A 25797-nucleotide genomic window follows, 5' to 3' on the forward strand; every position below is an offset into this window, starting at 1 on the left:
AGGACATGACGAGATGAAAGAAGCGCATAGAAAGCGGATTCTGGTGACGGGCGGCGCAGGCTTTCTCGGCTCGCATTTATGCGAGCGGCTGCTGGCGCTAGGTCACGATGTGCTATGCGTCGATAACTTTTACACGGGCACGAAGGACAATATCGCGCATCTGCTCGACAGCCCGAACTTCGAGTTGATGCGTCACGATGTTACCTTCCCGCTCTATGTGGAAGTGGACGAGATCTATAACCTCGCCTGTCCCGCATCGCCGATCCATTATCAGCACGATCCCGTGCAGACGACGAAAACGAGCGTGCATGGGGCCATCAACATGCTGGGGCTGGCCAAGCGCGTTCATGCGCGCATCTTCCAGGCATCGACGAGCGAAGTGTATGGAGATGCGCATGTCCATCCGCAGCAGGAGGCGTATTGGGGCAACGTGAACCCGATCGGTCCGCGCTCGTGTTACGACGAAGGCAAGCGCTGCGCCGAAACGCTTTTCATGGATTACCGGCGGCAGCATGGCCTGTCGATCAAGATCGCGCGCATCTTCAATACGTATGGACCGCGGATGCATCCATCCGACGGCCGAGTGGTTTCTAACTTCATGATGCAGGCGCTGTGCGGCGAGCCGATCACCGTGTACGGCGAAGGCACGCAGACGCGCTCGTTCTGCTACGTCGAAGATATGATCGACGCTTTCGTTCGCCTCATGGACACGCCCGACGACTTCACCGGTCCGTTGAATCTCGGGAACCCGCATGAACTCTCGATGCTCGATATCGCGCGCCGCATCATCGCGTTGACGGGATCATCGTCGGAGATCGTGTTCAAGCCATTGCCGATGGATGATCCCTGGCATCGCCAGCCGGATATCTCGCTCGCGCGCAAGCTGCTCGGATGGCAACCGACCACGGCGCTCAATGAAGGGCTCACGCGCACGGCGCAGCATTTTCGCGGGGTGATCGAGGCGGCGCGGGCGCGAGCGATGCAGAACGCTTAACACGGCCTCGCCGTTACCCCTCCTATCGTCCCGATCAACGTCGGCGCGGGCACGGGCTTCGTCAGATGGGCCTGAAAGCCCGCCGCCTGCGCGCGCGAGCGCGCTTCCGCCTGCGTATGCCCGGTCAGCGCGATCGCGGGCATGCGCTCGGCAAGCGATGCGCCGCGGCTCGCCTCTTCCTCGCGTATAAGGCGTAAGACCTCATACCCGTCCAGTTCGCCGCCGAGCACGATGTCGCATAAGAGCACGTCGGGCCATTGCGCCGTCCGCGAGCCGCGCAAGTGATCGAGCGCCTCGCTGCCCGACGCGCATGGCACCACATACGCGCCCACGGATTCGAGCACTGCTTCCAGCGCGTCGCGCGCTTCTTCCTGATCGTCGAGCACCATCACCGTGACGCCCCGCAACGCTTCGTCATGCGCGGCTTCGTGCGGCCTCGTATCGTCGAGTACGGGGCGAAGAGGCATCGTGGCAACATAGGCGACATGCTTGTCGATATAGCGCGGCGCGAGACTGCCGCCCGTCTCCGTCAACGCGCTTTCGAGCCGGCGCACTTGCTGCGGCGTGAGTTCGGCGGGATTCGGGCGCTGCCCCATCACCGTGAGGCTCGCGTGATTGCCTTCACGGAATACGCGTAACTCGATACGCTCCCCGCGCGTCGCGGCGCTCATCTGCGCTCGGCACAATTCGGCGACGATCTGCTGCAACACGCTCGCGTCGCCCGACACGCGCAAGCCTGGCTCGGTGATGACGGTGTACAGATTCACGCCGCGCTCCGCGATCTCTTCATGCAGCGCATCGACCACGCCGGCCACGAGCGCATCAAGACCGACAGCCTGCGCTGAGACCTTGCGCTGCGCATGCTCCAGTTCGCCTTGCTGCCATTGCAGCGACCACATGCGCGCATAGACGCCGTCGCGCGCGAGCAATTCGTCATGCTGTCCCTGCTCGACGATGCGGCCATGCTCCATCACGAGAATCCAGTCGGCATCGGCGACCGTCGAAAGCCGGTGCGCGATCACGATCGACGTGCGTCCCTTCGCAAGACGATCGAGCTCGTTCTGAATCGCGCGTTCCGAGCGCGTATCGAGTGCGGAGGTCGCTTCGTCGAACACGATGATGCGCGGGTTCTTCAAGATGGCGCGAGCGATAGCGATGCGCTGCCGCTCGCCGCCCGAAAGCCGCACGCCGCGTTCGCCGACGCGCGTGTCGTAATGATCCGGCAACCGCTCGATGAACCCATCCAGTTGTGCGGCGCGCGCGGCCTGCACGATATCGGCGCGCGTCGCATCGGGACGGCCATAGCCGATGTTATAGGCGATCGTATCGTTGAAGAGCACGGTGTCCTGCGGCACGATGCCGACCATCGCGCGCAGACTATTCTGCGTGACCTGCGCGATGTCCTGCCCGTCGATGCGAATCGCGCCGGCGGTCGGTTCGTACAGCCTGAACAGCAGCTTCACGAGCGTGGACTTGCCCGATCCACTGCCGCCCACGACCGCGAGCTTCTTGCCCGGATGCGCGCGAAAATCGACATCGCGCAGAATCTGCCGCGCCGGGTCGTAGCCGAACTCGACATGATCGAACTCGATCTCGCCCGCCGTTACGACGAGCGGCGCTGCCGCTTTTTCGTCCACGTCTTCGCGCACGCGGCCGCGCGACAGCAGAATCGTGAACATGCGCTCCACGTTCACGATCGCATCGTTGGTTTCGCGAAACACGAAGCCGAGTGTGTTGAGCGGATTGCAGACCTGCACGATATACGCGTTGACGAGCACGAGATCACCGACGCTCATCGTGCCCGCAACCACGTGTTGCGCCGCGCGCAGCATCACCGCCGCGATGCCCGCCGCGATAATGGTGCTTTGCCCAACATGCAGCAGCGTAAGCGCGCGCTGATTGGCGACGCGCGCATGCACCCACGCTTCCAGCACGGTGGAAAGTCGGTTCGTTTCGATGCGCTCGCTCGCGAAGAACTTCACGGTCTCATAGTTGAGCAGGCTATCGACGAGACGGCTGTCGGATTGTGCTTCGAACTTGTTCACGGCGCGCTGAAAGCGCATGCGATAGCGCGTGAAGATGAGCGTCCACACGGAATACAGCACGAACGTCACGGCGATGATCACCATGAATTCGATTGCGTAGCTGCTCACCATCACCGCGACGACCGTCCCGATCTCGATCATCACCGGCACGACGGTGAAGAACGCGGTGCCGAGAAGAAAGCCGATGCCGTCCGCGCCCTTTTGCACGTCGCGCACGACCGCGCCCGTCTCCCGCTGCGCATGAAAGCGCGCGCCGAGCGCATGAAGATGTGCGAACGTTCGCTCGGTGAACGACGCCACCGTGCGCTGCGTGACGATGCTGAAGACGATGTCGCGCGCCTCGTTCAGCACGTCGCCGAGATAGCGCAGCAGCACGTAGGCGAGCACAAGAAACACGGGAAACACGGCGCTCGTCGCGGGATGGCTGAACTCGTCTATGACCCGCTTGAGCATCAGCGGCACGGAGACGACCGCGAGCCGAGCGCCGACCATCAAGACGATCGCCGCGGCCGTCTGATAGCGCCACGCCCAGACCGCGCGCCACAGATCGGCGGCGATACGGCGGCGCACCTGGCCGCGCTGCGCTTCGGACGCCCCGGATGCAGCGTTAGGCATCACTCCTTCCAGTCCTTGCGCTTCGCCGCCGCGCCGGGAGCGGATGCGCCGGGCGCGTGCTTCTGCTGCACGCGGGCTTCCTCGGCGCGTTTGAGCGTTGCCGGATCGGTGCCGGATTGCCCTGCCGCACCCGCGCCGCCGGCAACGCCAGCGGATTTGCCCGATGCGCCGTCCTCGGGCGACTTGTTGCCGGGCGGCGCGCCGTTCTGCTGCGCCCCGGCGCCTGTCGCGCCGCACAGGCACGCGCCAGCGAGCGCGAGCGCGAGCGCCGATCGATTAATGCGATTCATGGATCATTCCCTCGACTGCCGACCCGACTCTGCGCCGCAACCCCTATGCCCGCCCGCTCATGCAAGGAACTCTATTGCGGCCGTGGATCGTTCTATGCTCACGAAAGAAGCGCACACACTCCGCGGTGATGTCCATGTATGCGATGGGCAACTATTTCATCGAAATCCTTCCCGAGCCGCTGCCCGGCGACGGCTGGACGGGTTCCGCACGCTTTTCGCGCCGCAACGACTACCGGCGGCACGCGAGCGTGACGAAAGTGACGCTGCCCAGCCACATCTTCATGCCGACGATGGCGGCGGCGGAATCGGCGATCGTCTCATGGGCGCGCGAGTTGGTCGAACACAGCGGCGAGGTGCTGGAAGTGTCCCTGCAGCTCGCGGAAGACGCACACACGTAGTCATCCTTAACATTTCGTACTTTCGAAAAGAACTGGAACGCTCGATGCTGTAGCGATGATGAACTCAAGGAGGCTCATCATCATGACCGACACTCAGGCCTATCCCCGCCCGCCGCTTCCGTCGCAGCAGCAGGACAGTCGTCCCGGACTGACCGCGCCGATGGACCCGCCGCCCGATCACGGCGAATCGAGCTACAAGGGCAATAACCGGCTCGAAGGCAAGACGGCGCTCATCACGGGCGCGGACAGCGGCATCGGCCGCGCGGTGGCGATCGCGTATGCGCGCGAAGGTGCGGATGTCGCCATCTCGTATCTGAACGAGCACGAGGACGCGCAGGACACCGGCCGCTGGGTGGAGAAGGCCGGACGCCGCGCGCTGCTCTTGCCCGGCGACATCACCGACCGCGCGCATTGCAGGGAACTCGTCGCGAAGACCGCGGAAGCGTTCGGCCGCATCGACGTGCTCGTGAACAACGCGGCGTATCAGGCAACTTACGACAAGCTCGAAGACATCAGCGACGACGAATGGGACAAGACCTATTCGACCAATATCGGCGCGATGTTCCGCATCACGAAGGCCGCGCTCGCGCACATGAAGGCGGGCGGTGCGATCATCAACACGACGTCGGTCAACGCCGATGCGCCGAACCCCGGACTCATCGCCTATGCGAGCACGAAAGGCGCGATCCAGAACTTCACGGGCGGCCTCGCGCAACTGCTTGCGGAGCGCGGCATTCGCGTGAACTGCGTCGCGCCGGGTCCGATCTGGACGCCGCTGATTCCCTCGACGATGCCGCCGTCGAGCGTCGAAAACTTCGGCATGCAAACGCCGATGAAACGCCCCGGCCAGCCCGCCGAACTCGCCGCCGTCTATGTGATGCTGGCATCGGACGAAGCGAGTTATATTTCGGGCGCGACTGTCGCGGTGACGGGCGGCAAGCCCATCATCTAGCCCCCCACCGCACGACGAACCGCGCTCATTCCGGCGACGGCGTCGTGACCTGCATCGCCTCGCGCGGCAGGTCCGCGACCCGTTCCGCCATACGCCCTCCTTACCGTGTAAGGCAAGCAATTCGCGGGCCGCGCGGCGCCGTTACGCGCTTTCTTCTTCGTGCCGGTCCGGACCGAGCAGCAAATCGAGCGTATGTAGCAGTTCCGGGAAATCCACCGGCTTGTTCAGATGCGCGTCGAAGCCGGCATGCCGGGCCGCGCGCTTGTCTTCGTCCCTGCCGAATGCCGTCACCGCGATCGCCTTCATGCCCGCGAGCAAGGGCGTGGCGCGCACGCGCCCGATGAGCTCGTATCCGTCGATGCCGGGCAACTGAATGTCCGAGATCAACGCATCGACGGGATTCTTCGAAAGCAGGTCGAGCGCCTGTTCCCCGCTCGATGCGATCTGCACCGCCGCCTGTTCCAGCCCGAGCAGCGCGGCGAAGGAAGCGGTCGCCTCGGAGTCGTTGTCGACGAGCAGAATGCGCGCGCCCGCGACGGGCCGCGTGCGTCCTGCACGCAGTGCGGGCATGGTTTCGCGCGTGGCCGCCGCGGGCAGCCAGACCGACAGCGTCGCGCCGCGCCCGAGGCCTTCCGAGCGCGCCTCGATACGCCCGCCGTGCATCTCCACGAGCTGCTTCGCGAGCGCAAGCCCGATGCCGAGTCCTCCCGAAGTGCGATTGCGCGTGCTTTGCCGGTACATGTCGAAGATATGCGGCAGCGCGGACGCTTCGATGCCCTGCCCCGTATCGGCGATATCGATGCGCACCATGCCGCCGTCGCGCGCGATCTTCAGATCGACCGAGCCGCCGCGATCCGTGAACTTGAGCGCGTTCGACACGAGATTCCAGAGAATCTGCTCGCAGCGCACGGCATCGGCGAACGCGTAGATGGGTTCGCCGAGATTGCTCGCGCGCAGGCGGATTTCGCGTTGCGCCGCTTCGATCTCGCTCACGTCGACGATACGCGCGAGCACCGCGGCGACATCCACCGGAACGATGCTGAGCGCGAGCTTGCCGGTGCGCACGCGCGAAAGATCGAGCAGGTCGTCGATGATCTGCGCCTGTCCACGCACCGCGCGGCGGATCGAATCGGCGGTTTCGCGCACCGCGCCGATGCCGCGTGTTTCCGGCAGGCGCGGCAGGATCTCGGCCTTCATGCCGATCAGATTCAGCGGATGCTTGAGCTCGTGCGACAGCATCGCGATGAAGTCGTCCTTGAGCTGGTTCGACAGCGTTTCCTTCTCGCGCTCGGCGTGCTCGTGCGCGAGCGCCTCGCGGTTCGCATCCTCGCGCAGCTTGCGTTCGGTCAGATCGCGCGCGATCTTCGCGAAGCCCGTAAACGACGGGTCCGAGATCGGCGTGACCACGCCGCTGCAATACACGCGGCGCTCGTCGCGCGTGACGTGCCAGCGTTCGTCGTCGGCGCGTCCCTCGCGCGCGGCGATCTCGCGCTCCAGCGCGGGCACCTTCGCGGCGCGATCTTCCGGCGGATAGATCAGCGCGATGTTCTTGCCGACCACTTCCTTCTCGGAGAAACCGAAGATGCGCTCCGCGCCCGCGTTCCATGTGACGATCACGCCGGCCGGGTCCTGCACGATGATCGCGTAGTCGTTGGTCGATTGCGCGACGAGCCGCAGACGCTGCTCGCCGATGCGCGCCGATTCCTCGGCCTTATGCCGCGCCGTGATGTCGATGAGCGTGAGCACCGCGCCGTCGATGCGGTCGTCGGCCGTGCGATACGGCAAGAGGCGCATGAGATACCACCGGCCGTCGGAGCTTTCGACTTCGCGGTCGATCAGCTTGAGCGTCTCGAACGCCTGCTTCACGTCGTCCGCGAGCGAGGAGTACAGCAGCGAATGCGTGATGTCGAACAGCGAGCGGCCGATATCGACATCGATCAGTTTGAACACGCGCGTCGCGCTCGTGGTGAAGCGCTTGACGCGAATCTGCTTGTCGACGAACACGGTAGCGATTTCCGTCGACGCGATGATGTTCTGCAGGTCGTCGTTCGCCTTGGCGGTATCTTCGACGCGCCCCTGCAGTTCGGCGTTGACCGTGGTCAGCTCCTCGTTGACCGACTGCAGTTCTTCCTTGCTGCTTTCGAGCTCTTCAGTCGCGGAGCGCAGTTCTTCGTTAATCGCCTGCAATTCTTCGTTGGACGCCTTCAGCTCTTCGACCGTCGTCTCATGCTGCTCGATAGTCGTCGCGAGTTGCTCGCGGGTGTGCTGCAATTCGCGTTCGAGTTGCACCAGAAGGGGGTCCTGCCCCTTGCCTTCGGGCAGTCCTTCATCGGCCATATGCTCTTGCACTTCGTCGAACAGAACCAGGAAAAAATCCGCGCTCACGCCCGCGTCGTGGAAGGGGCGCACTGTCATGTTGACCCACACGGCGCGGCCGTCCTGATTGAGCTTGACGCGCCGCGCCTCGACACTGCTGCCCGTTTGATGCGCGCGAAACAGCGTCGTGCGCAGATCGAGCCTGAGCTCGGGCAGCACGAGCGCCATGATGTTCGAGGAGAGCTCGCCGCCGCCGTGTCGCAGGAAGCGGCCCGCCGTGGCGGAGAGATGAACAATGTTCGAATCGCGATCGACGACGACGCTCGGTGGCGCATATTCCTCCAGCACGCGCTGATGCAGCGCTGCGAACGAGAAATTGCGCCGCTCCGGGGCCTCCGGCCCGCTCGCGATATTCGCCTGCACCGTCGACGCAGAAATGTCCTCGCGCGGTCCGATGTTCGACGGTCCAAGCGACGGAAACGCGACCGGCGGCTTCACGCGGTTCAGCACCGTGCGCGCCCGGTAGAGGCGGCTTTTCTTATCGACGATGGTGAAGAGGTCGTCGGCCGTATCGGCGGATTCGGCCGTGCCGAGAAAGAGATAGCCGCCCGCGCGCAATGCGAAATGGAAGAGTTCGAGCACTTGCCGCTGCACGGCGCGATCGAGATAGATCAGCACGTTGCGGCACGAGATCAGGTCCAGATGCGAGAACGGCGGATCGCGCAGCAGGCTGTGCGCGGCAAACAGAATACGCTCGCGCACCGATTTGACGATCTGATAGCGGCCGCCTTCCTGCTTGAAATAGCGGCGCAGGAGATCGCCGGGCACGTCGGCCGAGATCGAACCGAGGTAGGAACCGGCGCGCGCTTGAGCAATGGCCGGCTCGTCGATATCGGTCGCGAAAATCTGATAGGTCGTCTCGAATCCCGCGGCTTCGCGCGCCTGCGCGAGCAGGATCGCAAGCGAATAGGCTTCCTCGCCGGTGGAGCAGCCGGGCACCCAGACGCGCAGTTGCGCTTCGCCTTTCGTTGCATCGAGCAAGGTGGGCACGACATCGTGCCGTAGCGCGTCGAACGCCTCGCGATCGCGGAAAAACTGCGTCACGCCGATCAGCATGTCGGCGAGCAGCGAGGTGGTTTCGTCGGGATTGGCGCGCAGATAGTCGCGGTACGCGCCGATGTCGCGCAGCCCGTTCACCTGCATGCGCCGCTCGATGCGCCGCAGCACGGTTGCGCGCTTGTAGTGGCGGAAGTCGTGGCCGGTACGCACGCGCAATTGCATGAGCACGTCGGAGAGCGCGCGCTCGGCGCCGCCCGCCGCGGGCGCGAGATCTTTCTCGGCGGCCTCGTTGCCTTCGGAAATCGGCAGATGGATGTTCTTCGCGTTGTTCCAGAGGTCGAGCAGCTTTTCCGGCATTTCCGCCGCGGGCAGAATGAAATCGACCTGGCGCGTGGTGATCGCGTGTTGCGGCATTTCGGCGAAATGCGCGTCTTCGGGCTTCTGCGCGACCGTGATGCCGCCCATCTCCTTGATGCGCAGCAGACCCGCCGCGCCGTCCGACCCCGAACCCGACATCACGATGCCGATCGAGCGCGGGCCGTGCGCGGTCGCGAGCGTCGCGAAGAAGTGATCGATCGTCGTGGCCGAGCCGGTGGCGCCCGCACGGTCCAGTGCTTCCAGCTGCCCCTGCGACATCTCCAGATGCTTGCCCGGCGCATTGATATAGATGTGGTTCTTCTCGATCGCGGACGTGCTGGAGACCTGCTTGACGGGCATGTCCGTTACGCGCTGCAGCACTTCGTCCGCGCGGCTCATATGATTCGACGGCAAATGGACGATCACGACGAACGCCATGTCCATGTCGGACGGCGGGTTCTCGAAGAAATTGAGCAAGGCTTCGATGCCTCCCGCCGACGCGCCCATGCCGACCACGGCAAAGGCCAGAGGCTCAAAGTCTTTGGACGGCGCCGCCTTCGAACGACCGTTCGTCATGTTTGAAGTTCCTTCGGGTTCTACCCACCACGGGTTCGCTTGTATTTTCTGGACCGGCTGGCGAGCAGCGCGCCGACCACGTCCATGCACATTCGCTGCTGAGGGTTTTGACGGACCGCGTTGTATTGTATGTAATGCGGCGACTTACGGTCTATTGTGGGCTGGACTCACGTTCCCGACCGGTCGATGCGGCCCCGTCGGCGACGAGCGGCTTGATCCGTTCGTCGGAGGGCCGTGTTCATACGTGCGCAAGCCCATGATGGTCTAACCTGAAGGATTGAGCGAGCCATTTCGGTCGCGGCGAGACCGGCCTCCTGTGCGATCACCGCCTGACGCTGCCGTGTAGGCGCGAGTCAACTCACGCGGGCCTGTAGTACGCCGCACTCCGCCGCCGCACTGGTCGCACGGCGCGCAGGCCGCGAGGAGTTACGCGCTCGGGATCGTCGGCGAGCCGCAACCCATGTGAACGCGCGGCCAGTCGATCGTCCTTACCGAACGCAAGGCATATCGTGACCATGCTGCGGCGCTCGAGCATATCGAGCGTCGACATGACATCGGCGACGCTGTCGCCGACGCTCGCGCGCCGGGTCGGAACGAGCGGATCGCCGGATTGCCGACACCTAAGCACCCGCTGAAAGGCGATACGCGACCACATGGACGCGGTGCAACTACATCGTGACAAGCACGAGCTGATATCCACGAAATAGTCTGCCGCGCCCAGTCGAAGAGATCGCGTTCGTGCATCGGAACACTTGGCTTTCCTCGAAAATATAGGCGACCATTGGCATCGGTTGCCCTTTTTCGCTCGCTTGGGAATGCGCGTGGACGCCGCCGCAACCACGTCCCTGTAGAGCCTTGCAGCGATAAACCCGCACCAATGCGCGAAACCCCATGATTTCCGGACGAATCGCGGTGCGGTCCGAACGAAAAAGTTTCACGCAGCGGCCGGCGAAGCCAGCAACGGAGATTGACTTCGTAATTGCCGGCCGTCAGCGCGCAGGCGCAAGCGTCATCGGCCGAAGGAAAATGGCCCAGCACGTCGCTTACGCGCTGAAGGCCGATGCTGTCGCAAATGATGGTCACAATCGCTGCGTACGGGCGCAGTCGAACATTGCCCCGGGCACAATGACGCAGCCTCGGTAGTTGACCGCGATCATGCTGCCATGTCTCTCGGCTGTCTCCTTCAGCGCGCCGAAAGACGGAACTTGCGGTGCTGGCCGACGCGCCCTTTGATCACGACGACAGACGCAACGGCATGCGCGACGCGGTTTATCGTTTCTTCGGCGCTCACGGCGGCGAATGGGAGGTTCGCGTGCAGCTCGCCACCGACATCGACACGATGCCGATCGAAGACGCCTGAGTGCGATGGCCAGTGGAGGAGAGTCCGTATGTGACTGTGGCACGCATTCGCGTTGCGCCGCAATCGAGCTGGGGCGCGGCGCGCGTCGCGACGATTGACGAAGGCATGGTGTTCAGTCCGTGGCACGGCGTCAGGGCGCATCGCGTAACAGCTGTCAGATAAGCGAGCCAGTGCAGGCTCCGGAGCCGGCGGACTAACCTGATGCGCAACGATCTGTCAGCGGACAACGAAGAACGGACCCAAAGCATCCACGCGGGCGATCATTCCTTTGCATGAGAAGCCGTCCGAAGCGTCGCCCGTCGAGATTCATCGCTTCGGCTTCAGGATGACGACTACCGTCCAAACACAATGTACTAATCGATCTCGCCGCGCACGGGGCGCGTGCTTTTAGAGTAAATACACAGGTGCTTCAGCACCTTGCTTGGACCGAACGTCGGATGCAATGGGCCGGTATCGGGGTTCTGAGTCTCACGGCGACTGGAACCTGTTCGTCGTAAGCGGTAAAGTTCGGGCGACTGCATCGAAGGCTGCAGGTCGCGCTGGAGAATCTCGTTTTCCGTTGGATTTGACTTGGACCAGTGCTCGTGTCGCGCATGTTATTACGCTATGCTAATAAACAGCTTGACAGATCGCATCTACGTCAGCGAAGTCAGTCTTATTGCCCTTAGAAGCTTTAACAAAATGAACAAGGGGGCTGTTTACTGCCGATGAATCCTGTTAACGTGTTCATTGTTTCGACGACGAAAGGGACATGGCTAAACCTATACTCGACGACGAACTGTGGGCACTCATCGAACCGTTGTTGCCCCCTCCAAAATCACGACGCCACCGTTACCCAGGACGAAAGCCGCTCGACAATCGTGCGGTGCTCACAGGCATCCTCTTCGTCTTGCAGACCGGTCTGCGTTGGGACCTACTTCCCCGCGAGATGGGTTGCGGCAGCGGCATGAGTTGCTGGCGCAGTCTGCGCGACTGGCAGGAGGCGGGCGTATGGGACCAGTTGCACGAGTTGCTGCTTGCGCGGCTACGCGTTGCCGACAAAATCGACTGGTCTCGCGTCATCGTCGACTCCTCTTCAATCCGTGCTGTGGGCTCAGGTCAAAAACCGGACCGAATCCCACAGACCGCGCGCGACCCGGTTCAAAGCACCACCTCATCACCGAAGCGCAGGGCATGCCGCTCGCGGTGATACTGACCGGCGCCAACCGCAACGACGTCACTCAACTTCAAGCGTTCGTCGAGGCTATCCCGCCCATCATCGGGAAGCCTGGCAGACCACTATCGAAGCCTCGGGTCGTCCAGGGCGACAGAGGCTACGACCACGACAAATATCGCCGTCCGTTGCATGCAGCCGGCATTGCGACAGAAATTGCTCGGCGCGGTCAGCCTCACGGTAGCGGATTGGGCAAAACACGCTGGGTCGCGGAGCGGACCATCTCGTGGCTTCACAACTTCCGCCGACTTCGCACCCGCTTCGAACGGCTCGCTTTCATCCACGAGGCCTTCATGAAAATCGCCTGCTGCATCATATGCTGGAGAAAACTGTGAACGTCATTTTGCAAACCCCTCTAAGCGAAGAGTCCGACGAACTGGGCCATATCGATTAACTCATCTTGAGGCGGGCGCCGTCGCAGGGCCTATGATTGAACGTATCAGCGTCGTTGCTTGGACATGCATCGTACCGTTGATTTCCGACGGCTGCGGCTCGATCCTCGGCGCGCTTTTCATCACAACGACGTTGACGCGGGTCTCCATTGTACTGAAAAAGCGTATGAGCCAACCAAGCGGGAAGACGCCGCGTCGAGATTTACTCGCTGGTACGTCATGCCCTTGCCGGCCACCGCTGGTCGCAGCCTCTCAAGGGAGAGGAGTGTCCAGCTGGCTGCTTGAGATCAATGTGTCAGGCGTTTGGGTGCTCATGGCTTAATGTGGCTCCTCGTGGCTGACCATCCGATGCAGTGGACGATGGGCAAGCAGGGCGACGAAGTGAGACTCGTCTCTACTTCCAAACCGACGAGGCATAGGACACTCGCTGTCGCGTTCCCACCCGCTAAAGCCCTCAGCAGTTCGCTTTCGCTCGAATCGCTTCAACGTGACAGGCTCAACGCAGTTGAAGACGTCCACGACAGACGTTGCGCCCATACACGATGACAGCGAAGCGGAGATTACGACCATCATCAACGTTACGTCGCGCGGACATATGGTCCTGCAACCGCAGCGGGCCGTGGTCGCCGCTGGTAGCCGGTAAAACCCCTATTAATCCGGGGTTAGCACTCGCCTAAAAATATGTAGACTCAATGCTTGTTTATGGACCTATTGAGAGGCGAATGAGTTGGCCTATTGTCGGCAGACCGGGGGAGCAGATGAGAAGAACGTCGACCCAAATCCGAGGCATATGGGGCTGTCATACCCTCACCCTCGATGGAGAGATTGAACACCTGGAGCGGATTCTGGCGGGTGAAGGCGCGCATTCCACGTTTGCACGAACTTATTGGCGGGAGCGTGTGCTGCAAGCGCTAGAGACTCCGGGCTTGATACCAGCACAACGAGACCGGCTTCGACGACTGCTTCGACATATCGACAATCGGTCGTCATCGCCTTGACTATCCGCTGCAAGATGCCACCCGGCAACTCGACATGACGGTGGGCATACGAGCATGACGGAGGCGGCGCAGTCGCATCGGTTCTGTTCGCTGATGCTGCGCGAGGTGCCCGCCCGTTTTCAGTTTCAGGGCAAGTTGGGGGGTGACATTAGTTTCTTCAAAGCATCTACGAATGGCTTGATGCGTCGCGCCCCGTTCCGTCACTATCGGACCCTCTTCCGCCACTCGGTACTTGTCTGGCTCTAGGTAGCATCGTGACGTAGAGCGGTTGCTGAACGGGGCCACGTTGTGGACCGGCCAAAGGCCGGCCCCAACATGCCGCAAAGCGTTTCTCAATGCAGCGTCAGTCGCCCCCGCACCACAGGATACGTCGCGCCCGTCGATGCGCCCGAGCACCGCGTCGTAAGGCCGTCATGCGCGGCACAGGAACGACAGCACGGTCAGCGCGAGCGCCAGCGCGATGCCGTCGACCACGCCGAGCGCCACCACCCCCACGAAATACACGAGCGCCTGAACGAATTCGCTCTTGCGCAGCCGGTAGAGCCCCACGACGCCGCGAATCTCCAGCATGCCCAGGCACGCGCCAATGACGACCGCCGCGAGCGCCGACTGCGGCGTATGCGAGAGCGCGTGCGGCACGAGCACGAGCACGAGCACGAGCACGAGCAGCAACGCGACCTCGCCCGCCGCGATGACGCCGGTGACCTGCGTCTTCGCGCCCGCCGCTTCCGCGACCGGCGTGCGCGAACCGCTCGCGCTGACCGCGAAGCCTTGCATGGGGCCGCGATGTTCGACAAGCCGAGCGCGACGCATTCCTGACTGCGGTCGACCTTTTGCTGATTGCGCAGCTCGTAGGTGCGCGACAACACGCTGACGTCCGTGAACGACACCAGCGCGATCGCCGCCGCGGGACCCCCGACTGCCACCACTGATCGGGCGGAATCAGCGGCAATTCGAACCGTGGCAGCCCACGCGGCACATTGCCGACAGTCGCGACGCCCGCGCCCAGGTCCATGAACGTAACGAGCGCCGTCGCCGCGCTCGCCGCGATCAGCACGCCGGGAATCCTCGGCCAGAAGCGTTTGAACAGCAGGAGCAGCGCGAGTGCGCCCATGGCGATGCCGAACGACGTCAGTTTCACTTTCGACGCCGCGATGCCGCCGATCAGATCGCGCACCTGCTCGAAGTACGACTCGCCCTTGCCCTTGTAGCCGAGCAGCTTCGGCAGATGTCCGACGATGTTAGATCACGCCCGCCATCACCGCGAGCTCGCCGGCCGCGAGCAGCGCGCGATGCGCGTCGCCATGACTCAGCGGCACGATGCTCGCCGCGAGGAGCGCGACGAGAGCCGAGTCCGACCGATTGCGAGGGCTCGGACCGAAGAGCACGTACGCGAGCATCGCGGCGAAGGACGCGTACAGGCCGTTCACCGCCGGCAGCCCCGCGGCTTCCGCTACGCCATGCCGGCGGCCACGAGCACCGCGCTCAGCGAGAGCCCGGCGATGAAGTCGTGCACGAGCCAGCGCGGCTCGTACGCGCGCAGCACGGCCAGCCCGTTGATCCAGCGTAGCGGGTTCGTCATCGCGTGCCTGGGTGTCGGCTCGTGCTTGGTACGACCTCGGTGACCGCCTTCGGTGTTCATTTTTTCGTTCCTGCATTGCGCAGGTAGCAAGCGCAATTCCACACCGGGAACGCGGCTTGCCTGACGCAGGCAAAGCCTAGTCTTTCTTCAGAGGAGAACGGGCCATGAACACGCTCGAAATCGATCGTCTGCGCCCGACCCAGATGACGCACGGTGAGCGCCAGGTCAGGCGGAAGACCGCCGAATACAAGGCGATGAGCGGCCACGACCTCCAGATGGCCATCGCGGAGAAGCCGATTGCGGTGGTGCTCGGGCCGGGCAGCGAGCCGTTCGTGATCGACCATCATCATGTCGCGTGCGCGCTGTCGCGGATCGGCGTGACGCGCGTGCCGTTTGTCCTGGTCAGGGATCTGTCCGCGCTGTCGGTCGCGGACTTCTGGGTGACGCTCGAGAACCGTTCATGGGTCTATCCGTACGACGCCGCGCGCCGCCGCGTGCCGTTCAGGGACATGCCGCGGCACATGGGGGATGCCGTGGACGACGAGTTCCGCAGCCTCGCGGCCTTCGTGCGCGATGCCGGAGGCTACGCAAAAACCGACGTGCCGCTCGCGGATTTTCGTTGGGCCGATTTCCTTCATGCGCACTTCGCACCGCCGCAAAGCGACGCGGAATTCGACGCCCTGATCGCGCCCGCGCTCGGCCTCGCGCGCAGCAAGGCGGCGGCGGGCCTGCCGGGCTTCACGGGTTGAAGCTCGGCTCGCCGGATTTATTTCGATTTCGCGGCGATGAAGTTCTTTACCGCGCCTTAGTCGGGCCTGAAGGTCACGCCATCATTCAGAATGATGCCGTACGCACCCTGCCCGGTCGGAGGATCGTCGTAGAGCTCGAACACCTGCAGCGATTCGATGTCGTGCTTCGGTGCGATCGAGAGCAGCGCCTTGAGCAAGTCGTTATAGCGGAAGGTCGCGCGGCCTGATCCGGCGTTCCGGGGAAGTCCGGACGGAAGCCTACCTCATTGATCCAGATCGGCTTGCCGAATGCCTGCAGCGCGCCGATCGCGTTGTAGCAGCTCGTTCCTCCGCATGCGTTGCGGATGTCGCCCTGCTCCGAGTACAGTGCCATGCCGTGATGTCCCCATGTGACGTCCGGATGTCCGCTCGTGCCGTCCGGCCGCGTGCCGTTGGCGAGCCTCTGGTCAAAGCCGTAGTGCATCCACGTATTCCCGCCGATGCTGATCTTGCCCACCGGATCCACCGACTTGATACCCGCGATCATGCCGCGAATGATGCCGCGCGCGATCTGAAAGCGCTGGTTGTCATAGTCGGTGCTGTGCACGCCATCGACGCAGCCGGTGACGCACTGCGGCGCCAGCTCGTTGGTCACTTCGTAAAACGCGTACTTCCGGACGGCGACGATCTGCTGAGCGAGCGTATAGGAAGCCTAAAAGGCGCTCGCTTCGTCGCTGAAGCTGCTCACCGTCTGCAGAAGCACGGGATAAGCCGTGATTCCGGACGCTGCCATCATCTGCGCGACATTCGCGAGCTTCACCGCCTAAGCCTGACTGGACACGTCGTTCCGATGGAGCTTGCCGTTGAGATCCCTTCAGTTGCGCGCGCTGCGCTTTGGAGCTGGAGGTAGCCCGATGACGTCCGCGAATCGCTTCCCGCGCCAGCGGTCGAGCCGCCGTCGCCTCCTCCTCCGCCACCGCATGCTGCAAGCAGAACGGCACATGCGCCCGCCATGAAAAGCGAAGCGCCTCACGGCAAAACGAATCGTCGCGCGTTGAAGAGACACGCAAGAACAGAAACTACGCAAAACGCATTGAAGACAGTTGATTCCGTCATGGGCATGTGGAAGAAATATGAGCGCGAGATGAGAGCCCCGGTTCGTTACCGGAAAAGAAACGGCGCGTTGACGCGGCGATGCGTTTTGGCACAAAGCCGCCAGTGACGATGAGATCCGGCGCACGCCGGATTCAACACAATGAAAATGAGCGGTCGAGCCCCATTTGGCCCATGCGCGTTTAACGCGATGCGCCGGAGAACCGCCGCCAGACATGACACACGAACCGCGACGGCGCTGCGAAGAGCGAAGCGCGTAAAGATGGAGTGGAGGGTCGGGAGCAACCGGCGTTCGTCGCGGGACTCGCCGCCGATGCCCGCGAGGTGCTCGTCACCACCGTGCTCGATGCGCAGCCCGATACCGTCCGCTGTTTCCGAAGCCATCCATCTGGCCATTCGTCAGCGCAGTGGCGACCCCGTGCTTTTCATCGGCTCCATCTATATTCCGTGGGCGATCGTATGGGCATCGCTGCCCGTTGCGGTCGCGATGATCGGGTGGTTCTTGCCGAACCGCGCCGATAACCGGCTCGCCGTCGCGCGTGAGCGTCAGCCATGAACATCGATGCCCGCACGGCAACGCCGCGGCCCGACAGGCGCGATACCGGCGAGTTCGTGCTCGACGTGCGCCCGCTGCCCGCCTTCGCCTTCAGTCATCGCAGTCTCATGTGGTGGAACCCGGCCGGCCTGATGCTCCGGGAGCGCAGGGGCGGGACGTCTTCATGACCATCACCGACGCTTTCTGAGTTTTCGCAAATAACACGCTTATTGCGTGCCCGACGATTTGTACGAAGCTTCGCTCGGCCGTACAGCGAATGGCGCCCGACGACGGCGGCGATTTTAGTGAAGAGACACTATGGAGATGGCGAGGACAGCTCGCTTGCAACGCTCCGATTGCATTGCTCGATCGCCAGCCGGCTCAGATTGTGCGCATCTGACCAACCGTCATGAGGGAGTCGTCGTGCAATGTCTCAAACGATTCGGCCGCCGGAAAAATCCGAATGGCGACAGTAGGAGCAAGCAAGCGGGCGCGTGCAAGCGCCGCTTGCTCGTTGTCGACGGTCGTGATGGACACGCCGCCTGGAATTGGCAGTTCAATTTGCCAGCGTCCATCTGCGGATGGTCGAAATGATTGATCTCGGCATCATCTGGGCCTTCTGATGTCAGCATGCGAGCGAACCGCCCCATCAGACAATTACGTAAAAACTCAGGCAGAGCACATGCTGAACGCCCGGACAGCCACCGGCCGCCTGTGTCACAAGAAGCTTTTCAGTTGAAGTTCGTTCATGCTCCATCACGCATATCCTTATTCTAGCGACGCGCGGCTCCGGTCCGGGCAATGCTGAAAGGACGAAAAGCGTCCCTTTCCCGCCACCGTGAACGTTACTATCACAGCACACCACCCCGCAGCAAGCAGTGACGCCGATCAACACAGCTTTACCTTCCGCGTGCACGAGGGTGGCCGGTCGGTGAGCGTGCGCACCGCGCGGGTATTGGCACAGGAGTTCGCCGAGCGCACCGCGCTGGACGCGATGATGCGCGCCACCGCCGCCGCGCCTGCCGCCGGCTGTGACACCCTGGTGGGCACTCGCTACACCGATACGTAAGCCGGCGCGAGGCGGATGTAGTGGGGCGTCAATCCAACTGTTCTCGTGTCGATCGGACGTCGGCGGCGTGTACCGCGCTACGGCTCTCGGCGTCCGACGTTTCTCGACCTTGACAGATTGACGTGGTCTGAAGCGAGGTGTGACCGAGGATCGGCTGAACGAAATTACTTCGCATATCATCTCTCGGATTGCACGCAACGGCCAGACTTCCTCGAACGGCTAAAGGAACATTTGAACGCCGAGCAGGCGGCGTGAGGAAGCGCGAGGCAGATCACGTGACGAACGGCACCGACGGCACGCTACACCTGACGACGATCGAAGCGTTCCCGACCGATGGCAAATTGGCACTATGCAGTTCGCCGACGTGATCATCGCCAACAAAGTTTCAACGAAGTCTTGCTTTCGCGCAAAGCGCGCAATGCGGACTAACGCATCTCGCCGTACGCCGCGCTGATCGCGCACGGCAAAACGTCTGCCCATCGTGCTCGGCCATTCGTGGAGTACCTGTCCGCTCAACATTCTGCTGCTGTCGGTGCCGACTTTTCCCTCCGTGTTCTGGGCGATGAAGAGCCTCGCGCCCGCACGCTGCGCCTCGTGGGCGCGGTCGCCGGTCCGCTCGCGAGCGCAATCGCCACCGTCGCCTTTGTCTGCATTGTTCGGAGATGAGCCCGGCGTTCTGGAGCATTTGGTACGCGAACGGCATGATGCTGCCCGCGGGCATCGGCGCTTGCCTCGGGTCCAGGCTGCTGCGCTGGTGATCGGGCCGCGAGCAGGCCATCGCCAATGCATCTGAAGAACGGCTTCGCGTGACGAGTCGCGCTGAATATCGTCGCCGAATCGAGGATGAGCATACCGAAACCGATCCTGCCAGGTCCGATCAATGCTGATATAAGGAAGCGCGACGTCGCCGCGTCAGATCAGATGTCATCCGGAGCAACAGCATGGGCCTCACTTCCCTCACCTTCGACATCGATCCCACCCCGCGCCGGGCAGACGGCGAGTTCATGGCTCACGCGCGAATCACCAAGCCCGCGGAAAATGAAAGCAAAGGCCAAATCTTCATGAGTGGCGATCTTGCCGGATTCGACACGCGTGAAGACGCGATCGAGTACGCAACGATCTGGGCCCGCAACTGGATCGACGCTTTCGTGCGGCTGAATCGCGATGACGCGTCCGATGAAATCATCCCCGATTTCGACAACCGAGACAACAGCATGAACCAGCCAAAAAGCAACGCATCAAATGCAGATCACGAGCGCAAAAATGAAGAAGCGGCTCGCGAAGCGCTCAATCGCGGCGACAAGGAGAAAATCGATAAGAAGCTCGACGAACTGGACGTGTCGACAACCGAGTCCGGAAAAGACCAGTCGTCGAAACCAGACACGGAAGGATCAAATTCATCGAGCAAGAACCTCGACGAGCAAAACGACTAGCCGGGCTTCGCCGCCCTGCCCGACGGCTTTGATCGAGCGGGGCGAGTCGCGGTCAATGCTTGCCGGCAGCGCATACGCGATCACGTAATCGCCGAGCTTCGTCAGGAACGAGCCGTGCCCGCGGCGATCAGCACGTATTGCTTGCCGTTCCCTTCGTAGGTCATCGGGGTCGCCTATCCGCCGCCGGGCAAACGCGCTTCCCAAAGCTTTTCACCGATGTCGGCGCTGAAGGCTGCCTGCCAGATGCGCCAATCGGTAGCGTGCTCGTTCATCGTTTCTCTCTGACTCGCTGTGCCTGCTGCTGACCGAAGTAGTGCTCGATGCGCGACAGCGCATAAAGCGCCGCGTCGCGCCGGATATCGTTGCGTTCGCCTCCGAATTTCTTCGACTCGCTGAAGGTGATGATGGTGCCATCGCGCGCGCGATATGACCACGCGAAGCACTGCGTACCCGGTGGCGGTCCGTCGGGCACCGCATCGGCGACGCCCGTATTCGACACGGCGATCTGCGCGCAACATGCTTCCTGCCGCAGCGCGCCCTCCGACATCTCGCGCGCCACGGCTTCGCTCGTCAGTCCATGCTGTTGCATTGTGTGCTCGCGCACCCCGAGGAAGCCCGCCTTGCCCGTCGGTGAGTACGTAACGAAGCCCACGTCGAGACAGCTTCCGCTTCCGGGCACCGACGACACCAGCGAGGCGATGAATCCGCCGGTACAAGATTCGGCCGTCGCGAGCATGAGTCCGCGCGAGCTGAGAAATGACACGGCCTGACGGGGAATGTCCATGATTCGGCCCTCCGTAGGGCTGATCTTGTGTGCGATGTTGCCGAGCAGTTCGTATGCCACCGCGGCTGTCCAAGCATGCTATCGAGAAATGCTCCTTTGAGTTTGATGAACGCGGCGAACCCGCGCGCTTACTCGTAGACGCGCCAGGCGAGTCCGCAAGAAAAAGCAGCCCCGCGTGGTTGCGCGCGGGGCGTCTTCTATCGCTTTGGCTTCGGCCCTCCAAAGCCGTCGGCCGGGCCTATTGCACGCCCTTCTTAGCAGCGAGATCTTGCGCCATCTTAAGGTGCTTCTGGATGGTCGGAAGCGCCTTCTGCGCCGCCTTCTTGAGGTCGGCGTTCTGGCCATCTTGAGCTTCCTTCTGGAACGCTACGACGGCCTTCTGATGCCCTTCGACGCCGACCTTCTGAATGTACATGGTGTCGAATTCCTTGCCTTTGAGCGGCCTGAGCGCATCGATCACCGTCGTGTCCGAATTGTCCTTCGGCACTTCGACGCCATGCGGCGCCGCCATCTTCAGTTGCATCGTCAGCTTCGTATGATCGAGCATCATGTGATGCGCGAAGCTTTTCACGTCCTTGTCCTGCGACTGGCTGGTCGCCAGCTTGGCCGTGTCGATCTCGGTCGAGCTCGATTCGCTGGCGGCCTGTACGAAAGCCTTGTCGACCGCAGGCAAGTCGTTGGCCTCCGTGGTGCTCGCTGCCTGCGTCTGTGCCAGCACGCTGATAGGCGCCGCGCCGATAAAGCTAGCCGCGACGATTGTAACGAGAGCCGAATGCGCCTTCATGGAAGCCTCCTGAGTAAATGGTCGATTCGCGGCATATGCCAGCAATTGCGATGCCGTGCCCCGCGCTCGAAAGGCACAACTGCTGCTGTCGAAGCCCATGATTCATCGATCAAGGGAGCGAATCATGGCGCGCAACCAATCCTCCGGCGGTTCTAGCAGCGCGTTCTTCGACATGCAGAAAGCCTTGAAGGGCGTCGACTAACCCGCCGCCAAGCAGACGCTCGTCGAAACTGCGCGCAGTAACGGCGCGAGCGAAGACGTGATGTCCCCGCTCGATGCAACCCCGTCGGACACCACGAAGCGATGGCTTGAGACGATCGGCGATCTCTACGAAATCGAGGCGGCCATCCGCGGCAAACCACCCGATGAGCGACAACGTGTCAGGCAAAAAAAGAGCAAACCGCTGCTCGGCGCCATGAGTTGTCGATGAGGGAGAAGCTAGCGAAGCTATGGCCGAAGGCGCCATTAGTCGAAGCGATTAACTACTCTCTGAATCGCTGGGACGGACTCACGCTATTCTGTGATGATGGCCGCGTCGAGATAAGCAACGTGCTCGCTGAAAACGCCTTGAGATGTGTAGCCCTTGGCCGGCGCAATTTTATGTTCGCTGGCTCCGACAGCGGTGGGGAACGAGCCGCCGCGATGTACAGCCTCAGCGACTCGTGCAAATTGAACGACCTCAATCCACGCGCTCACGCGCATTGCTGATCATCAGGCCAACCGCATCGACGAACAGTTGCCCTGGAACGTCGCGAAGCATCTGCGCGGCTCTGCAACCGTCCCCCTTTGACCGCTCCTGCCACACGCCACTTCACAGCTGCTGCGCGTCTCAACGTTTGTCCAGAAAATTCGCAACGGCCCTCACGCGACGCTTACCGCGCAGCAGCTTTCGGCGCGTGTCGAAGCTGTCGGCATCGATGGTCCCGCAGACGGTCTCTGGTTCGACGAGCGCGGACGGCTTTACGTGTCGTCGGTCGAGCATCACGCGATCCGCGTGCGCGAAGGCGATCGCTCAACCACGCTGCTGCGCGACAAGCGTCTGGTCTGGCCCGACACGTTCTCGGAAGGCGCCGACGGCACAATCTACGTCACCAATTCGCGCATTCCCGACATGACCTGGTTCGACCCGCAAAGCCCCGTCGCGTTACCGACGCGGCTCTATGCGACCAGGGGACGCTAACGATTGTCTGCATCATTAGCTGACGAAGACGATCTCCTGGACGTATGAACCGCTGCAACTGAAATGAGCGATCCGTCCGATCCGCAAGTGAAGAAGCACTTGCTCGAGTCCGTGGACTTCGTCCTTCTGCTGGCCGACGACAGTCGCGCGGCTCGCCTCGGGCACGTTGCGCTTCAGGTCGATGATGCGGCGGATGGCGCCCTGCTTGTTGGTGAAGTATCGGTTCATGAAGGCAGCACGCGTTGTCGTGCTGCGATCGTAGCGTGGCTCACCTTAAGCGAATGTTTTGCAGGATACGTTGCCGCGCGATCCGCGCAATGCTTCATACACCGACGCCTCAGCAGCTTCGGATGACTTCCGTGAGTTCCGATGCGGTAACGGGCTTGCGCAGATAGCCGTCGAATTGACGCGATGAATCCATGTCGAATCCACGCGTGCCTGTCACCGCAACGATGCACGCCGCCGTCGATGCGCCCGCGCAGCGCACGAATTCGCAAAGCTTGCGTCCGTCGATATCCGGCAAGCCGATATCCATGAACACGGAGTCGTAGCGAGTCTGGCCTGTCATGCGCAGCGCCTCGCCGCCGGTACGCGCGACGTGCGCATGATGGCCGAGCGAGGCGGCCAGTTCGGCGAACGCCGCTGCGACGTTTGCATCATCTTCGACGAACAGAAACAGCATGGTCGATTCCGGCCAATTGCGGCCAGCCCCCCGGTGTTTGAAAAGGCGCGCATCCAGCGGCAACATGAGCAAATCCCGTACCTCTCGGACGGACTCCGCAACGCCGCTATCTCGGTTCGCGGCTCGCCACGGACGGCGTCGATATCGCGCCGTCCGTCGACGCAACTTCGCCGTCCGACCATGTCGCGATATGCCCCAGTGCAAGCATCCCGACCAGTTGCTTTTCGCCGTTCACGACGGGCATGCGCCGTATCCGCAACCGTTCCATCTGGCGCATGGCGTCTTCAATGTCGTCGCTCTCGAAGCACCATTCCACCGGCTCGCTCGCCACTTCCTGCACGGCGCACGAAGCTTCCTTGCCCGCCGATACCGCGCGAACCACGATATCGCGATCCGTCACGACGCCCTTGAGCCGCGATTTCGAACGTGTACCGACGGTCTTTCAATCAATCGGCTCCAGTTTGAAATGTAGTTCCGCGTATGCGGCGTTGCAGCGCCATACCTCTTTCCCTTCTCGAAAAAAGACCGCCACGCCCTTCGCTACTTTGCAAACGGCCTCAGGATACACAAGACTGTGCCCATTGAGCGCAGCTGCCAGCGCATTGCGTTCCTTACATCTTGCCATGTATTTTCCGTCGCGCAGGGTCATGGCAACCGCCGGACTTCTGGACTCCGCCGCATCAACGTCACGGTCAACCCTTCCGCAGCGCTCACATTCGATGCGACAAGAACCAGCGATCCCCTTGCTAATCCAACGCGCTTCACTCTTCGCACTCCACGGGACTTACGCTCGATACCCGTGCTAAAGGCACCCTGTAAGGGGCTCGCACAGCACGCGGCAAACCGCGCTTCGTCGTGTCCGTGATGACCCGCTCGCTATCTTCGGTCATCCACGCCACCGTTGGCTGCCCCGTCGACATTTCTAGTGCAGTGCGGGCGACGAGTTCAAGCTTTTCGTCGCACCCGAGTTCGTCCCATTGGTTGTGCTGGTTGGCCTGCGCACCTGGGTCGCGGGCGGCGGTCGTAAGCACGCGCGCACCGACGCGCGCTGGCGCCCGTTCCACGGGCCCCTCCCATCCGCCAGCCAGCGCCAGGCGACCGTCATCCTGAATGCGTTGTTTTCGTGGCTTATTCAAGCGGGCTATCTCGCGGGCAATCCGCTCTCGCTGTCTCGACAACGCGCGCGGCACCACGCATCACACGCTACCTGGAGCCGGACGTTTGGCAGACCGTCAAGGACTACATCGCGACGATGCCGCGCGACACCGAGCGAGCGACGGCCCATGCTCACCGCGTGAGATGGCTGTTCACGCTCCTCTATCTGGGCGGGCTGCGCATCGCGGAGGTGGGTGGTAACACCATGGGCCAATTCTTCATCCGCCGCGATGCGCAGGCGGAGATCCGATGGTGGTTGACGATTCGGGGCAAAGGAGACAAGGAACGCCTCGTGCCCGCTACGCGCGAAATGATGATGGAGCTTTCGCGCTATCGACAGCATCTAGGCCTCAGCGCCCTTCCCGCGCCGAACGAGGACACGCCGCTCGTGCTACCGATCGGCGCAACGGCTTCAAACCGCGGCACCGAAACCTGTGCGCCGCTCACGCGCGCCGCGCTGCACGCCATCGTCAAAGGGGTATTCGCAGGCGCTGCCGCGAGACTGCGCGAAGGAGACGCGTCGGCGGTCCAACGAGCCGACATGCTCGAGAAGGCGTCTGCGCATTGGCTGAGGCACACTGCGGGCTCTCACATGGCCGATCAGCAGGTCGATCTGCGACTGGTCCGGGACAATCTCGGGCACGCGTCGCTCACGACCACGAGCTTGTACCTGCACATCGATGACGACCGACGTCATCGGGAAACTGAAGACAAACATCGAATCGATTGGTGACCCGATCGACACACCGATAGCAATGGGTCATGCCACCGGCCAGTGATCTCCACGGGTATCAAGCCGCCCAGCAACCGCAACTTTTTCCATCATGAAAGTACTTGGTCCCGACCCACGGATCGGCGCAGACAGTCGAAGCGTGAGCTTCATCCACTCGTGCCGGGGCGAATCCGTGACGTGCCTCATCACACGGGAAGCCCTCGAGGCTTATTTCTGGCTCGCGCCGAACGCCGACGATGGCCGGATGTTGAAAGTTTTCAGCGACGGATTTGCTCGAACGAAGCCACTGCGCAGCGGAAGCTGCTCGCGCACCCCATCGCCATCGCAAGGCATGACATGCAATCCTCACGCTCCGGTGAAGCGGAGCCAGATGTACGCGGTTTAGCACGCAGTCCCGTCCCGGTCGCCGTTGAACCCTAACGAAAAGACTGCACTCCAACACTGCTTCTCAGGA

The 25797-nt window shown here is 62.5% G+C and carries 26 protein-coding genes and 5 pseudogenes; 14 read left to right on the plus strand and 17 right to left on the minus strand.

The window, feature by feature from the left end; all coding sequences use genetic code 11:
- Positions 1-13 precede the first annotated feature (13 nt).
- Positions 14-994, plus strand: coding sequence for a UDP-glucuronic acid decarboxylase family protein (locus AC1Z32_RS39385; RefSeq protein ID WP_483484278.1), 981 nt, complete (start codon positions 14-16; stop codon positions 992-994).
- Here AC1Z32_RS39385 and AC1Z32_RS39390 read toward each other — a convergent pair.
- Both AC1Z32_RS39390 and AC1Z32_RS39395 read right to left on the minus strand, forming a co-directional pair.
- Positions 991-3654, minus strand: coding sequence for an ATP-binding cassette domain-containing protein (locus AC1Z32_RS39390; RefSeq protein ID WP_483484279.1), 2664 nt, complete (start codon positions 3652-3654; stop codon positions 991-993). The two genes, AC1Z32_RS39385 and AC1Z32_RS39390, sit on opposite strands and share 4 nt — an antisense overlap.
- Positions 3654-3944, minus strand: coding sequence for a hypothetical protein (locus tag AC1Z32_RS39395; RefSeq protein WP_483484280.1), 291 nt, complete (start codon positions 3942-3944; stop codon positions 3654-3656). The genes AC1Z32_RS39390 and AC1Z32_RS39395 overlap by 1 nt, the downstream gene beginning before the upstream one ends.
- Before the next feature lie 134 nt (positions 3945-4078).
- On the opposite strand from AC1Z32_RS39395, the gene AC1Z32_RS39400 reads away from it, so the two are divergent.
- Both AC1Z32_RS39400 and AC1Z32_RS39405 read left to right on the plus strand, forming a co-directional pair.
- A complete protein-coding gene (locus tag AC1Z32_RS39400; protein WP_483484281.1) occupies positions 4079-4342 on the plus strand; it encodes a hypothetical protein in 264 nt (87 codons plus the stop codon).
- An 82-nt stretch (positions 4343-4424) separates the two neighbouring features.
- On the plus strand, positions 4425-5294 hold the full coding sequence (locus AC1Z32_RS39405) for a glucose 1-dehydrogenase (protein ID WP_483484282.1): 870 nt from the start codon (positions 4425-4427) through the stop codon (positions 5292-5294).
- 141 nt (positions 5295-5435) lie between these two features.
- On the opposite strand, the gene AC1Z32_RS39410 is transcribed toward AC1Z32_RS39405, so the two are convergent.
- Entirely contained in the window at positions 5436-9602 is a 4167-nt protein-coding gene (locus AC1Z32_RS39410) for a CheR family methyltransferase (protein ID WP_483484283.1), read from the minus strand.
- A gap of 358 nt (positions 9603-9960) precedes the next feature.
- Complete coding sequence (locus AC1Z32_RS39415) at positions 9961-10257, minus strand: hypothetical protein (RefSeq protein WP_483484284.1); 297 nt, start codon at positions 10255-10257, stop codon at positions 9961-9963.
- 555 nt (positions 10258-10812) lie between these two features.
- On the opposite strand from AC1Z32_RS39415, the gene AC1Z32_RS39420 reads away from it, so the two are divergent.
- Positions 10813-10962, plus strand: coding sequence for a hypothetical protein (locus AC1Z32_RS39420; RefSeq protein ID WP_483484285.1), 150 nt, complete (start codon positions 10813-10815; stop codon positions 10960-10962).
- Between the two features lie 751 nt (positions 10963-11713).
- Positions 11714-12510, plus strand: a protein-coding gene (locus AC1Z32_RS39425) for an IS5 family transposase (protein WP_483484286.1) whose coding sequence is annotated in 2 segments (ribosomal slippage) — positions 11714-12062 and positions 12062-12510 — 798 coding nt in all. Because the reading frame shifts where the segments join, the coding sequence is not laid out codon by codon here.
- 1466 nt (positions 12511-13976) lie between these two features.
- Here AC1Z32_RS39425 and AC1Z32_RS39430 read toward each other — a convergent pair.
- From AC1Z32_RS39430 to AC1Z32_RS39445, 4 genes and pseudogenes are all read right to left on the minus strand, one after another.
- A complete protein-coding gene (locus AC1Z32_RS39430; RefSeq protein WP_483484287.1) occupies positions 13977-14342 on the minus strand; it encodes a SulP family inorganic anion transporter in 366 nt (121 codons plus the stop codon).
- A gap of 211 nt (positions 14343-14553) precedes the next feature.
- Positions 14554-14742 (minus strand): annotated as a pseudogene (locus AC1Z32_RS39435) (sodium-independent anion transporter); the annotation flags it as partial.
- 64 nt (positions 14743-14806) lie between these two features.
- Entirely contained in the window at positions 14807-14995 is a 189-nt protein-coding gene (locus tag AC1Z32_RS39440) for a hypothetical protein (RefSeq protein WP_483484288.1), read from the minus strand.
- A gap of 23 nt (positions 14996-15018) precedes the next feature.
- A complete protein-coding gene (locus AC1Z32_RS39445; protein WP_483484289.1) occupies positions 15019-15147 on the minus strand; it encodes a hypothetical protein in 129 nt (42 codons plus the stop codon).
- 164 nt (positions 15148-15311) lie between these two features.
- On the opposite strand from AC1Z32_RS39445, the gene AC1Z32_RS39450 reads away from it, so the two are divergent.
- Positions 15312-15896, plus strand: coding sequence for a ParB-like protein (locus tag AC1Z32_RS39450; protein WP_483484290.1), 585 nt, complete (start codon positions 15312-15314; stop codon positions 15894-15896).
- 85 nt (positions 15897-15981) lie between these two features.
- Here AC1Z32_RS39450 and AC1Z32_RS39455 read toward each other — a convergent pair whose 3' ends face one another.
- Positions 15982-16530: a hypothetical protein gene (locus AC1Z32_RS39455; protein ID WP_483484291.1), complete on the minus strand. Its 549-nt coding sequence runs from the start codon at positions 16528-16530 to the stop codon at positions 15982-15984.
- A 506-nt stretch (positions 16531-17036) separates the two neighbouring features.
- The gene (locus AC1Z32_RS39460; protein WP_483484292.1) at positions 17037-17372 is read right to left on the minus strand and encodes a hypothetical protein; all 336 of its coding nucleotides are present in this window, start codon (positions 17370-17372) and stop codon (positions 17037-17039) included.
- A gap of 34 nt (positions 17373-17406) precedes the next feature.
- On the opposite strand from AC1Z32_RS39460, the gene AC1Z32_RS39465 reads away from it, so the two are divergent.
- Both AC1Z32_RS39465 and AC1Z32_RS39470 read left to right on the plus strand, forming a co-directional pair.
- Positions 17407-17544 (plus strand): hypothetical protein, encoded by a 138-nt coding sequence (locus tag AC1Z32_RS39465; RefSeq protein ID WP_483484293.1) that lies wholly within the window; start codon positions 17407-17409, stop codon positions 17542-17544.
- Entirely contained in the window at positions 17541-17711 is a 171-nt protein-coding gene (locus AC1Z32_RS39470; protein WP_483484294.1) for a hypothetical protein, read from the plus strand. Before AC1Z32_RS39465 ends, AC1Z32_RS39470 begins: the two co-directional genes overlap by 4 nt.
- Before the next feature lie 193 nt (positions 17712-17904).
- On the opposite strand, the gene AC1Z32_RS39475 is transcribed toward AC1Z32_RS39470, so the two are convergent.
- Positions 17905-18060 carry a hypothetical protein gene (locus AC1Z32_RS39475; RefSeq protein ID WP_483484295.1) on the minus strand — a complete coding sequence of 52 codons (156 nt, stop codon included), beginning with the start codon at positions 18058-18060 and terminating at the stop codon, positions 17905-17907.
- A gap of 394 nt (positions 18061-18454) precedes the next feature.
- On the opposite strand from AC1Z32_RS39475, the gene AC1Z32_RS39480 reads away from it, so the two are divergent.
- The 3 genes and pseudogenes from AC1Z32_RS39480 to AC1Z32_RS39490 all read left to right on the plus strand — a co-directional run.
- A complete protein-coding gene (locus AC1Z32_RS39480) occupies positions 18455-18592 on the plus strand; it encodes a hypothetical protein (RefSeq protein ID WP_483484296.1) in 138 nt (45 codons plus the stop codon).
- 469 nt (positions 18593-19061) lie between these two features.
- Positions 19062-19350, plus strand: a pseudogene (locus AC1Z32_RS39485) (DUF1109 domain-containing protein); the annotation flags it as partial.
- 183 nt (positions 19351-19533) lie between these two features.
- Positions 19534-19737: pseudogene (locus AC1Z32_RS39490) on the plus strand (hypothetical protein); the annotation flags it as partial.
- 556 nt (positions 19738-20293) lie between these two features.
- On the opposite strand, the gene AC1Z32_RS39495 reads toward AC1Z32_RS39490, so the two are convergent.
- Positions 20294-20809, minus strand: a complete 516-nt coding sequence (locus AC1Z32_RS39495) for a CinA family protein (RefSeq protein WP_483484297.1) — start codon at positions 20807-20809, stop codon at positions 20294-20296.
- 238 nt (positions 20810-21047) lie between these two features.
- Positions 21048-21593, minus strand: coding sequence for a DUF4142 domain-containing protein (locus tag AC1Z32_RS39500; protein WP_483484512.1), 546 nt, complete (start codon positions 21591-21593; stop codon positions 21048-21050).
- 214 nt (positions 21594-21807) lie between these two features.
- On the opposite strand from AC1Z32_RS39500, the pseudogene AC1Z32_RS39505 reads away from it, so the two are divergent.
- Together AC1Z32_RS39505 and AC1Z32_RS39510 are read left to right on the plus strand one after the other, a co-directional pair.
- Positions 21808-22301: pseudogene (locus AC1Z32_RS39505) on the plus strand (IS66 family transposase); the annotation flags it as partial.
- Positions 22302-22557: 256 nt separating this feature from the next.
- Positions 22558-22773, plus strand: a complete 216-nt coding sequence (locus AC1Z32_RS39510) for a hypothetical protein (protein WP_483484298.1) — start codon at positions 22558-22560, stop codon at positions 22771-22773.
- A gap of 15 nt (positions 22774-22788) precedes the next feature.
- On the opposite strand, the gene AC1Z32_RS39515 is transcribed toward AC1Z32_RS39510, so the two are convergent.
- From AC1Z32_RS39515 to AC1Z32_RS39530, 4 genes are all read right to left on the minus strand, one after another.
- Positions 22789-23001 (minus strand): hypothetical protein, encoded by a 213-nt coding sequence (locus tag AC1Z32_RS39515; RefSeq protein ID WP_483484299.1) that lies wholly within the window; start codon positions 22999-23001, stop codon positions 22789-22791.
- Between the two features lie 109 nt (positions 23002-23110).
- Entirely contained in the window at positions 23111-23455 is a 345-nt protein-coding gene (locus tag AC1Z32_RS39520) for a response regulator (protein WP_483484300.1), read from the minus strand.
- A gap of 106 nt (positions 23456-23561) precedes the next feature.
- On the minus strand, positions 23562-23855 hold the full coding sequence (locus AC1Z32_RS39525) for a CBS domain-containing protein (RefSeq protein WP_483484301.1): 294 nt from the start codon (positions 23853-23855) through the stop codon (positions 23562-23564).
- A gap of 42 nt (positions 23856-23897) precedes the next feature.
- Positions 23898-24104 (minus strand): hypothetical protein, encoded by a 207-nt coding sequence (locus AC1Z32_RS39530; RefSeq protein ID WP_483484302.1) that lies wholly within the window; start codon positions 24102-24104, stop codon positions 23898-23900.
- 355 nt (positions 24105-24459) lie between these two features.
- On the opposite strand from AC1Z32_RS39530, the pseudogene AC1Z32_RS39535 reads away from it, so the two are divergent.
- Positions 24460-25343: pseudogene (locus tag AC1Z32_RS39535) on the plus strand (tyrosine-type recombinase/integrase); the annotation flags it as partial.
- Positions 25344-25797: the final 454 nt, after the last annotated feature.

It is taken from the genome of Caballeronia sp. 11_S32, from assembly GCF_056930355.1.

What these genes read in the sequence shown, in the direction of transcription:
- AC1Z32_RS39530 (WP_483484302.1), bottom strand. Translation starts at nt 24,104, where the DNA reads ATGACCCTGCGCGACGGAAAATACATGGCAAGATGTAAGGAACGCAAT.
- AC1Z32_RS39390 (WP_483484279.1), bottom strand. Translation starts at nt 3,654, where the DNA reads ATGCCTAACGCTGCATCCGGGGCGTCCGAAGCGCAGCGCGGCCAGGTG.
- AC1Z32_RS39415 (WP_483484284.1), bottom strand. Translation starts at nt 10,257, where the DNA reads ATGTGGTCGCGTATCGCCTTTCAGCGGGTGCTTAGGTGTCGGCAATCC.
- AC1Z32_RS39395 (WP_483484280.1), bottom strand. Translation starts at nt 3,944, where the DNA reads ATGAATCGCATTAATCGATCGGCGCTCGCGCTCGCGCTCGCTGGCGCG.
- AC1Z32_RS39515 (WP_483484299.1), bottom strand. Translation starts at nt 23,001, where the DNA reads ATGAACCGATACTTCACCAACAAGCAGGGCGCCATCCGCCGCATCATC.
- AC1Z32_RS39495 (WP_483484297.1), bottom strand. Translation starts at nt 20,809, where the DNA reads ATGGACATTCCCCGTCAGGCCGTGTCATTTCTCAGCTCGCGCGGACTC.
- AC1Z32_RS39405 (WP_483484282.1), top strand. Translation starts at nt 4,425, where the DNA reads ATGACCGACACTCAGGCCTATCCCCGCCCGCCGCTTCCGTCGCAGCAG.
- AC1Z32_RS39445 (WP_483484289.1), bottom strand. Translation starts at nt 15,147, where the DNA reads ATGACGAACCCGCTACGCTGGATCAACGGGCTGGCCGTGCTGCGCGCG.
- AC1Z32_RS39470 (WP_483484294.1), top strand. Translation starts at nt 17,541, where the DNA reads ATGAACATCGATGCCCGCACGGCAACGCCGCGGCCCGACAGGCGCGAT.
- AC1Z32_RS39520 (WP_483484300.1), bottom strand. Translation starts at nt 23,455, where the DNA reads ATGCTGTTTCTGTTCGTCGAAGATGATGCAAACGTCGCAGCGGCGTTC.
- AC1Z32_RS39460 (WP_483484292.1), bottom strand. Translation starts at nt 17,372, where the DNA reads ATGGCTTCGGAAACAGCGGACGGTATCGGGCTGCGCATCGAGCACGGT.
- AC1Z32_RS39430 (WP_483484287.1), bottom strand. Translation starts at nt 14,342, where the DNA reads ATGCAAGGCTTCGCGGTCAGCGCGAGCGGTTCGCGCACGCCGGTCGCG.
- AC1Z32_RS39500 (WP_483484512.1), bottom strand. Translation starts at nt 21,593, where the DNA reads ATGAAGGCGCATTCGGCTCTCGTTACAATCGTCGCGGCTAGCTTTATC.
- AC1Z32_RS39385 (WP_483484278.1), top strand. Translation starts at nt 14, where the DNA reads ATGAAAGAAGCGCATAGAAAGCGGATTCTGGTGACGGGCGGCGCAGGC.
- AC1Z32_RS39400 (WP_483484281.1), top strand. Translation starts at nt 4,079, where the DNA reads ATGTATGCGATGGGCAACTATTTCATCGAAATCCTTCCCGAGCCGCTG.
- AC1Z32_RS39450 (WP_483484290.1), top strand. Translation starts at nt 15,312, where the DNA reads ATGAACACGCTCGAAATCGATCGTCTGCGCCCGACCCAGATGACGCAC.
- AC1Z32_RS39410 (WP_483484283.1), bottom strand. Translation starts at nt 9,602, where the DNA reads ATGACGAACGGTCGTTCGAAGGCGGCGCCGTCCAAAGACTTTGAGCCT.